The sequence below is a fragment of the Rhizobacter sp. genome (assembly GCF_031412495.1).
In the GTDB taxonomy this organism is placed as follows: domain Bacteria; phylum Pseudomonadota; class Gammaproteobacteria; order Burkholderiales; family Burkholderiaceae_C; genus Schlegelella_A.
Genome location: NZ_JANODC010000365.1, coordinates 1 through 7,657 on the forward strand (window position 1 = coordinate 1; position 7,657 = coordinate 7,657).

A 7,657-nucleotide genomic window follows, 5' to 3' on the forward strand; every position below is an offset into this window, starting at 1 on the left:
GAGTACATCGTCTGCGATTCGCCGGCCGGCATCGAGACCGGCGCGCTGATGGCAATGCACTTCGCCGACGAGGCGCTGGTTGTCACCAACCCGGAGGTCTCGTCGGTGCGCGACTCCGACCGCATTCTCGGCATGCTGGCCTCCAAGACCAAGCGCGCCAAGGAAGGCGGCGATCCGATCAAGGAACACCTGCTGATCACACGCTACAACCCGAACCGCGTCGACCAGGGCCAGATGCTGTCGCTCGACGACATCAAGGACATCCTGCGAATCAAGCTGATCGGCGTCATCCCCGAGTCGGACAAGGTGCTCGACGCGTCGAACCAGGGCCTGCCGGCGGTGCACATGAAGGACAGCGAGGTCGCCGAGGCCTACAAGGACGTCGTCGCGCGCTTCCTCGGCGAGCAGCGGCCGATGCGCTTCGTCGAGGCCGACAAGCCTGGCTTCTTCAAGCGCCTGTTCGGCGGGAGGTGAGCGATGTCCCTGCTCTCCTACTTTCTTGGCGAGAAGAAGAAGACGGCCAGCGTCGCCATGGAGCGCCTGCAGCTCATCCTCTCGCACGAGCGCGGCGGCGGCGGCTCTCGCGCCGACTACCTGCCGGCCCTGCAGCGCGAGCTGGTCGCGGTGATCTCCAAGTACGTCCGGATCAGCCCGGACGACATCCGCGTGCACCTGCAGACGCAGGACAACCTCGACATCCTCGAAGTGAAGATCGAGCTGCCCGACGCGGTGCGCTGATCGCGGCGCGCGGCAGAACCCGCAGACGCCGCCTGTAGACTGCGCCGGGTCCTGCGGCCACCGGTCTCGACATCCGGCACCGCATCGACCGTCCTTCCTCCAACCGGGAGCGGCAGATGAGTCGAGGCGGGCGCGCCACCCCAACGCCCGGCGCGCGCCGGGGACCTTCCGCGTGGCTGGCCGCCGGCCTGCGCGTCACGGAGCAGCGCAGCGCTGCAGCCGTCCACCGAGTCCTCGTCGCCGACGTCGCCCGGCTCCTGGGCGCACGCGCCGTGCTGCTCGCGGTCGATCAAGGCGGGCTGCCGGTGCTCGCGGTGGGCCGCGTGCCGCGCGGCGACGACGCCGAGGCGCTGCTGCAGATCGTCGTTGCATGGCTCGAGGAGGCGGCGCGCACGCGCACCGGCGGCCTGCGCCACGGGCCGGCCGACGCCGCACCCGTCGAACAGCGCTCGTGCCTGGTCGCACCGCTGGTGGCCGGCGACGCGGTCCTCGGCGTTCTCTATGCCGATATCGACGGCACGGCCGGCCGGTTCACCGACGACGACCTCGCCGCGGTCGCGCTGCTCGCACGGCAGGCGGGCCGGACGCTCGCCACCCTGGGCGAGGCGAGCGCGTCCCGACGCGAGCTCGAGCGCCGCAGCGCCGAGCTGGCGGTCATCCACAGCATCCACCAGGGCCTCGCCGCCGGGCTCGGCTTCCAGGGCATCGTCGACCGCGTCGGCGACAAGCTGAGAGAGCTGCTGCGCACCGGCGACATCGGCGTGCGCTGGTTCGACCCCGACACCGGCCTGATCCACTTCCTCTACGAATACGAGCACGGCAAGCGCGTCCACGTCGAGCCGATGCCGCGGGTGCCGGGCGGCCCGGGCGAGCAGATGGAGCGCACCCGCCGCCCGCTGGTGCTGAACACGCGGGCGGAGCGCGCCGCCGCCGGCATCCGCGACATCCCCGGCACCGACGCGTCGCTGTCGGTGGCCTTCGTGCCGATCCTCGGTCGCGAACGGCTCCTCGGCGCGATCGTCCTCGAGAACTACGAGCGCGAGCACGCGTACGGCGAGGCCGAAGTCCGCCTCCTCGGAAACGCCGCCCTGGAGATGGGGCTCGCGCTGGAGAACGCCCGGCTGTTCGACGAGACCCAGCGCCTGCTGAAGGAGGCCGATCGCCGCGAACGCGACCTGAGCGCAGCGCTGGAGCGGCAGACGGCCACCGGTGACATCCTGCGCGTCATCAGCAGCTCGGTGACCGACTCTCAGCCCGTCTTCGATGCGATCGTCGCCAGCTGCCAGCGGCTGTTCGGCGGAAAGGCCGTCAACCTCCTGCTCGCCTCCGACGACACGCTCGTCCGGGTCGCCGTCACGAGCGACGGCTCGATGGGCCTCGATCGCGCCGATCGATGGCCGCTCGACCGCGAGAGCGTGTCCGGCGAGTGCGTCGTGACGTCGCGGGTCGTGGTCGTGCCGGACAGCGATGCGGTGCTCGAGCGCTTCCCGCGCACGCGCGATCTCGCCGCGGCGATCGGCTGGCGCGCCGGGATGTTCGTTCCCCTGCTGCGCGAGGGCCGCGCCATCGGCTGCATCGGCATCCTGCGCGCCGAGCCCGGCACGTTCGACGACAACGACGTTGCGCTGGCCCGGACCTTTGCCGACCAGGCCGTGATCGCGATCGAGAACGCCCGGCTGTTCAAGGAGACCCGGGAGGCCCTCGAGCGGCAGACCGCGACCGCCGAGGTGCTGCAGGTCATCAGCAGCTCCGTGGCCGACACCGCTCCCGTCTTCGAGAAGATCATCGACAGCTGCGCGCGTCTGTTCGCCAGCGAGGAGATCAGCATCTTCCTCGTCGGCGACGATCGCCTGGTGCGCACGGCAGCCCGACGCGGCTCGATCTCCGCGCCGATCGACCATGACGAGGCGAAGCCGCTGGAGCAAAGTCAGACCGGACAGGTGATACGCGACCGGCGGGTGCTGCACATTCCTGATATCAGCGCGCTGGCTGCCACGCAGCCGGGAGTCCGGGACTTCGTCGAACGGGCCGGAAACGTCTCGCTCATGGTCGCGCCGATGCTTTGGGAAGACAGCGGCATCGGCTCCATCGGCGTGCTCAGGCAGCCGGCGCGCCCGTTCTCCGCGAACGAGCTCGCGCTGCTGAAGACCTTCGCCGACCAGGCGACGATCGCGATTCAGAACGCGCGCCTGTTCAACGAGACCAAGGAGGCCCTCGAGCAGCAGACCGCATCGGCCGAGGTGCTGCAGGTAATCGGCAGCTCGGTGTCCGACACCCGGCCGGTCTTCGAACGGATCCTGGCGAGCGCCGGGCGGATCCTGAGCACGAACTACGTCAACATCGGCCTCATCGGCGAGGACGGCCTGGTGCATCTCGACGTCAACCCCGAGCCGCAGTTTCCCGGCGACGCCCTGTACCCCACCGTCGTCGAGTACCTCCATCGCACATTTCCGGCCCCGGTGCGCGAGACCTTGCACGGCTACGTCGCGCACAAGCGGACCGTCCTCCACTATCCCGACATGATGCACGGCAAGGACGTGCCGGCGGCGATGCGCGAGGCCACGACGTGGATGGGCGAGCATTCGCAGCTGTACGTGCCGCTGATCTGGAACGGCAAGGGCATCGGTACCTTCGGGATCGCCCGCTTCCCGGTCAGGCCCTTCAGCGACAAGGAAATCGCGCTGATCAAGACCTTCGCCGACCAGGCCGTCATCGCCATCCAGAACGCGCGGATGTTCAACGAGACCAAGGAAGCGCTGGAGCAGCAGAAGGCATCGGCCGAGGTGCTGAGCGTCATCAGCAGTTCGGTGTCGGACAGCGCGCCCGTGTTCCAGGCCATCGTCGAGAGCTGCTGCCGCCTCTTCGTGGGCGGCAACGCCATCATCTCCCTGGTGGGCGAGGACGGCAGGGTCCGTCACGAGGCCATTGCCGGGTCCCCGGGCGACCATGGCATGCAGTCCGACGACGCACGCCGATACCTGGATCGCGGCTATCCGCGCCCGCTGGAGCAGTCCTACCAGGCCTATCCGATCAGGAAGCGCGAGGTCGTCCACTACCCCGACATGATCCATGGCCCCGGGGTTCCCGAAAGCATGCGGCAGATGGGCCGCGACGTCGGCAACTTCTCCATGCTGATCGCGCCGATGCTGTGGGAAGGCAGAGGCATCGGCACGATCCACGTCGCACGCTTTCCGCCGGTGCCGTTCAACCAGAAGGAGTTCGGCCTGCTGCGCACGTTCGCCGACCAGGCCGTGATCGCGATTCAGAACGCACGCCTGTTCAACGAGACGCAGGAGGCGCTGCAGCAGCAGAAGGCGTCAGCAGACGTGCTGGCCGTCATCAGCAGCTCGGTCTCCGATGCGCAACCGGTGTTCGAGAAGATCCTCGAAAGCTGCAAGCACCTGTTCGGCGGCGACGAGCTCGACGTGCTGCTGGTCGACGAGCAAGGCATGCTGCGCATCGCCGCGTACCTCGGCGAGTCGCACGACATCGTCGCCGCGACGTTTCCGGCGCCGGTGGATCGCACGCCGGCAGGACGGGCCCTGCGCGAGCGACGCGTGATGCACTGGCCCGACCTGGAGAACGGCGACGACGTGCCGGGCGTGCTGCGGAAGATGGCCAAGCTGATCGGCTACCGCTCGATGGTGTTCGCACCGATGCTCTGGAAGGACCAGGGCATCGGCGCGATCGGGGTGGCGCGGTCCACCGGCCCGTTCAAGGCGAAGGAACTGGCGATGCTGCAGACCTTCGCCGACCAGGCGGTGATCGCGATCCAGAACGCGCGGCTGTTCAACGAGACGAAGGAAGCGCTGGAGCAGCAGACGGCGATGGCCGAGGTGCTGGAGGTCATCAGCAGTTCAGTGGCCGACGCGCAACCGGTGTTCGACAAGATCCTCGACAGCTGCCAGCGGCTGATCGACTGCTCGGACCTGTCGGTGCTGACGGTCGACGAAGAGTCGATGGTCCACCTCGGTTCCGTGCGCGGAGACCAGGGCAGCCAGTTCGCGAAGTTCCGGTCCGTTCCGGTCGAGCAGACGGTGATCGCCGAAGCCCTGGGCGAGCGACGGGTGATGAGCTATCCGGATGCGCTGCACGGCGACGGCGTGCCCGAGCTGATCCGCCGCATGGTGGCCAAGACGGGCAATTGCTCGCTCGCGATCGCCCCGATGGTGTGGCAGGAGCGAGGCGTCGGCGCCTTGCTCGTCGTACGCCGCAACCTCCAGGCGTTTGCCGCCAAGGAGATCGCCCTGCTCGAGATGTTCGCCGACCAGGCAGCCATCGCGATCCAGAACGCGCGGCTGTTCAAGGAGACGCAGGAAGCGCTGGAGCAGCAGCGCACCTCGGCCGAGGTGCTGAAGGTCATCAGCAACTCGGTGGCCGACACGGCGCCCGTGTTCGACGCCATCGCGCAGGCCTGCCAGCAGCTGTTCACGAGCGACCAGGTGGTAATCTCGCTCGTCGGCGACGACGGGATGGTCTCGCACGTCAAGCTCGAACACACGCCGACGATGTCGCGCGCCGATGCCGACAAGGCATGGCGGCGCCTGAACGATGGGTTCCCGCGGCCGCTGGCACAGTCGTACCAGGGCTACCCCATCCGCAAGCGGCGCGTCATCCACTATCCCGACCTCGCGAACGGCCCCGGTGTTCCCGCCGGCATCCGCGTGATCACGGAGGAGGTGGGCAACTTCTCGATGCTGATCGCCCCGATGCTGTGGGAAGACCGCGGCATCGGCACCATCCACCTCGTGCGCCAGCCGCCGCGCGCGTTCAGCGACAAGGAGCATGCGCTGCTGCAGAGCTTCGCCGACCAGGCGGTGATCGCGATCCAGAACGCCCGGCTTTTCAAGGCCGCCCAGGAAGCCCGCGCCGCCGCGGAGGCCGCCAACGAGGCGAAGAGCTCGTTCCTGGCGACCATGAGCCACGAGATCCGCACGCCGATGAACGCCGTCATCGGCATGAGTGGCCTGCTCCTCGACACGCCGCTGGACGACGAGCAGCGCGACTTCGCCTCCACCATCCGCGACTCCGGCGACGCGCTGCTGACCATCATCAACGACATCCTCGACTTCTCGAAGATCGAGGCCGGGCGGATGGACATCGAGTCGCATCCGTTCGACCTCCGCGAGTGCGTCGAGTCGGCGCTCGATCTCGTCAGCACGCGCGCCACCGAGAAGCAGCTCGACATCGCCTACGTGTTCGAGGGCGACGTGCCGCCGGCCATCGGCGCCGACCTGACGCGGCTGCGCCAGATCCTCCTCAACCTGCTCGCCAATGCCGTCAAGTTCACCGAGAGCGGCGAGGTCGTCGTCACCGTGCGCAGCGAGGCACGCCCTGCCGGTCGTGCCCTGCTGAGCTTCGCCGTGCAGGACACCGGCATCGGCCTCAGCCCCGAAGGCATGTCGCGCCTGTTCCAGTCGTTCTCGCAGGCCGACTCGAGCACGACGCGCAAGTACGGCGGCACGGGCCTGGGCCTGGCGATCAGCCGGCGCCTCGCCGAGCTCATGGGGGGCAGGATGTGGGCCGAGAGCGAGGGGCCGGGAAAGGGGTCGACCTTCTTCTTCACCATCGAGGCCGACGTCGCCGAGATGCCGGCGAGCCGACGCCGCGACTTCGTCGGGGTCCAGCCCGAGCTGCAGGGCAAGCGCGTCCTGGTGGTCGACGACAACGCGACCAACCGCCGCATCCTGGCGCTGCAGGCCGCCAAGTGGGGCATGCCGTCCCGCGACACCGAGTCGCCGACCGAGGCCCTGCGCTGGCTCGAAGCCGGCGAGCGCTTCGACCTGGCGATCGTCGACATGCACATGCCCGAGATGGACGGCCTGTCGCTCGCGCGGCGCATCCGCGCCAGCCACCCGAAGCTGCCCCTGGTGCTGTTCAGCTCGCTCGGCCGCCGCGAGGCCGGCGACACCGAGTCGCTGTTCGCGGCCTACCTCGCCAAGCCGCTGCGCCAGTCGCACCTGTTCGACACCCTCGTCAACCTGCTCGCGCACGACAGCGTGGCGACGCCCGCAGCGGCATCGACCGCACCCCGCTTCGACCCGGGCATGGCGGCGCGCCACCCGCTGCGCATCCTGCTCGCCGAGGACAACGTGGTGAACCAGAAGCTGGCGATGCGCCTGCTGCAGCAGATGGGCTACCGCGCCGACCTCGCCGCCAACGGCATCGAGGCGGTCGACTCGGTCGAACGGCAGGCCTACGATGTCGTCCTCATGGACGTGCAGATGCCCGAGCTGGACGGACTCGACGCGACGCGCCGGATCTGCGCCCGCCTGCCGGCCGGCGAGCGCCCGCGCATCGTCGCCATGACCGCCAACGCGATGCAGGGCGACCGCGAGATGTGCCTGGCGGCCGGCATGGACGACTACCTGACCAAGCCGATCCGGGTCGAGCAGCTCGTCAAGGCGCTCGAAGGCGTGCCGGCGCGCCAGGACCACTGACATGGCCTCGCCCGCCATCGACCCGGCCATCTTCGCGGAGCTGCAGGAGACAGCCGGCGCCGACTTCGTCGCCGAGCTGATCGACACCTTCCTCGAGGAAGCGCCGCCGATGCTCGACGCCCTGCGCGCGTCGCTCGACGCACGTGACGCCGAGACCTTCCGTCGCGCCGCGCATTCGCTCAAGTCCAACGCCAGCACCTTCGGCGCCCTGGCGCTCGCGTCGCTGGCCCGCGATCTCGAGCTGAACGGCATCGAGGCCGCGCGCGCGGCCGGCGCGCTCGGCCCCCTGGCCGAGCACTACGCAGCGGCGGCCGCCGAGCTGAAGGCGCTGCGCGGTGGCTGACATCCGGCACGGCCCGGCGCGGCTGCTGGTCGCCGACGACAACATGGTCAACCGCCTGCTGCTGACGCGCAGCCTCGAGCTGCAGGGGCACAGCGTCGCGTCGGCGCCGAACGGCCGGGTCGCGCTCGAGATGCTG

At 69.3% G+C, this 7,657-nt stretch carries 3 protein-coding genes and 1 pseudogene; all 4 read left to right on the forward strand.

All coding sequences use genetic code 11. The features are described 5' to 3' along the window. Positions 1–474 (forward strand): annotated as a pseudogene (locus tag AC30N0_RS13440) (septum site-determining protein MinD); the annotation flags it as partial. A 3-nt stretch (positions 475–477) separates the two neighbouring features. Continuing rightward, positions 478–738, forward strand: coding sequence for a cell division topological specificity factor MinE (gene minE / locus AC30N0_RS13445; RefSeq protein ID WP_489518415.1), 261 nt, complete (start codon positions 478–480; stop codon positions 736–738). A 116-nt stretch (positions 739–854) separates the two neighbouring features. Further along, the gene (locus AC30N0_RS13450; RefSeq protein WP_489518416.1) at positions 855–7,178 is read left to right on the forward strand and encodes a GAF domain-containing protein; all 6,324 of its coding nucleotides are present in this window, start codon (positions 855–857) and stop codon (positions 7,176–7,178) included. 1 nt (position 7,179) lies between these two features. Then, the gene (locus AC30N0_RS13455; protein ID WP_489518417.1) at positions 7,180–7,521 is read left to right on the forward strand and encodes an Hpt domain-containing protein; all 342 of its coding nucleotides are present in this window, start codon (positions 7,180–7,182) and stop codon (positions 7,519–7,521) included. Positions 7,522–7,657 lie beyond the last annotated feature (136 nt).

What these genes read in the sequence shown, in the direction of transcription:
- minE (WP_489518415.1), top strand. Translation starts at nt 478, where the DNA reads ATGTCCCTGCTCTCCTACTTTCTTGGCGAGAAGAAGAAGACGGCCAGC.
- AC30N0_RS13450 (WP_489518416.1), top strand. Translation starts at nt 855, where the DNA reads ATGAGTCGAGGCGGGCGCGCCACCCCAACGCCCGGCGCGCGCCGGGGA.
- AC30N0_RS13455 (WP_489518417.1), top strand. Translation starts at nt 7,180, where the DNA reads ATGGCCTCGCCCGCCATCGACCCGGCCATCTTCGCGGAGCTGCAGGAG.